General features: G+C 43.6%; 2 protein-coding genes. Both read left to right on the plus strand.

The genetic code is table 11. The annotated features are described in order from the left end of the window. Positions 1–41 precede the first annotated feature (41 nt). Entirely contained in the window at positions 42–1619 is a 1578-nt protein-coding gene (gene radA / locus CK510_RS29750) for a DNA repair protein RadA (RefSeq protein WP_095725038.1), read from the plus strand. Positions 1620–1817: 198 nt separating this feature from the next. Further along, a partial coding sequence (locus CK510_RS29755) for a type II toxin-antitoxin system HicB family antitoxin (protein ID WP_095725037.1) occupies positions 1818–1999 on the plus strand: 182 nt, incomplete at its 3' end.

Below are 1999 nucleotides of genomic sequence, written 5' to 3' on the forward strand. Positions count from 1 at the left end.
ACAGCCGGGGATGGAGAAGAAGCTTTAGATATTTTTCGCAAATCAGAACCCGATTTGGTAGTTTTGGATGTAACGAATGTGGCTCTGAGTCTCCGCAATGGTTCGGAAGATGTCCTGCTTGCGGAACATATAATTCCCTCGAAGAACAGATTAGTACTCAAGCGTCTCCAGAATCCCCAAGTCGTGGGGTGGGGAGCTGGCATAATCAATCGGGTCAAAAGAAAACTAATAATAAACCCCCTAAAGCTCGGTATGCGCTGAGATTTGACCAAATTAGCGATCGCCAAGTGGCTCGCTTGCCTTCAGGATACGGCGAACTTGACCGCGTTTTGGGTGGGGGTATTGTACCTGGTTCTTTAGTACTCATCGGTGGCGACCCAGGTATTGGTAAATCTACGCTGCTATTGCAAGTATCAAATGAGTTGGCTCAACGTTACCGGATTCTTTATGTATCTGGAGAGGAATCGGGACAACAGGTAAAGCTGCGAGCGGCACGGTTGGGTGTTGGTCCCGAACTTGCTGAGGTTGAGGTTGAGGTTGATAGTGGTGAGGATGGAACTGACGAGGAAGAGGGAGAGGATAAGATTAATGGGAATGGCAAGGTTAAAGAAAAAGCTCCTTTAACGATGCTTTCCAGCGCAACTCAAGAATTATACATTCTGCCGGAAACGGATTTAGAAGAGATTTTGCGGGAGATTGACTCGCTCAAGCCAGATTTGGCAGTGATTGACAGTATTCAAACGGTGTTTTTCCCCAGTCTGACATCTGCACCAGGTTCGGTAGCACAGGTACGTGAATGTACCGCTGCGTTGATGAAGGTGGCAAAACACGAAGATATTACGATGTTGCTAGTGGGACATGTTACCAAAGAAGGCGCGATCGCAGGACCAAGGGTATTGGAACATTTGGTAGATACGGTGTTGTATTTTGAGGGAGATAGATTTGCATCGCATCGTTTGTTACGAACTGTGAAAAATCGGTTTGGAGCAACCCACGAAATTGGTATTTTTGAAATGGTAGCGAATGGGTTACGGGAAGTACCAAATCCGTCCGAGTTATTTCTAGGTAATCGTGATGACCCTTCGCCGGGAAGTGCAATTACGGTAGCATGTGAAGGTACTCGTCCAATTGTGGTTGAGCTACAAGCCTTAGTGAGTCCGACAAGCTATTCTTCACCAAGGCGTTCGACTACGGGTGTCGATTATAACCGCCTAGTGCAGATATTGGCGGTGTTGGAGAAACGAGTCGGTGTACCGATGTCAAAATTAGATTCCTACGTGGCATCAGTGGGTGGTTTGAATGTGGAAGAACCTGCGGTAGATTTGGCAGTTGCGATCGCATTAGTTGCCAGTTTCCGCGATCGTATTGTGGATCCGGGAACGGTATTAATTGGTGAGGTTGGTTTAGGTGGACAGGTGCGATCGGTTTCCCAGATGGAGTTAAGGTTGAAGGAAGCTGCAAAATTGGGTTTCAAACGTGCGATCGTGCCAAAAGGGACAAAATTTCCCGATTTAAATATCGAAATTACTCCTGTTGCGAAGGTAATTGATGCAATTATTGCTGCTATTCCCCAGCAAAGTCTGACTGATGAGGATTTTGCTCCTGATGATGAAGATTAAAAAGAGTTAGAAGTTAAAAGTTAGGAGTTGAGAATTATTAATTTTCTTTTCTTAACTCTTGACTAATTGGAAAATATCTGGATTTGAATATTTTCAGAGGATATTTTAAAAGTCTCAGAAATTAGCAAACTGTCATTCTGACGTAGGAAGAATCTCAAACTTTAAGATTTAGTTTAAATACTGTATGAGTTGATTTTTATGAAACAAATTAAAATCATCATTGAAAAACATCCAGATGGATATATTGCTTATCCACTTGGTATTCAGGGAGTTGTAGTTGGTGAAAGTGATACTTATGAAGAAGCATTAACTGATGTACAGTCTGCTCTTCGCTGCCATCTAGAGGTATTCGGGAAGGACATTTTAGAAGAAGAATCACC

Origin of the sequence: Brunnivagina elsteri CCALA 953, assembly GCF_002289455.1 — a bacterium.
Lineage (GTDB): Bacteria > Cyanobacteriota > Cyanobacteriia > Cyanobacteriales > Nostocaceae > Brunnivagina > Brunnivagina elsteri.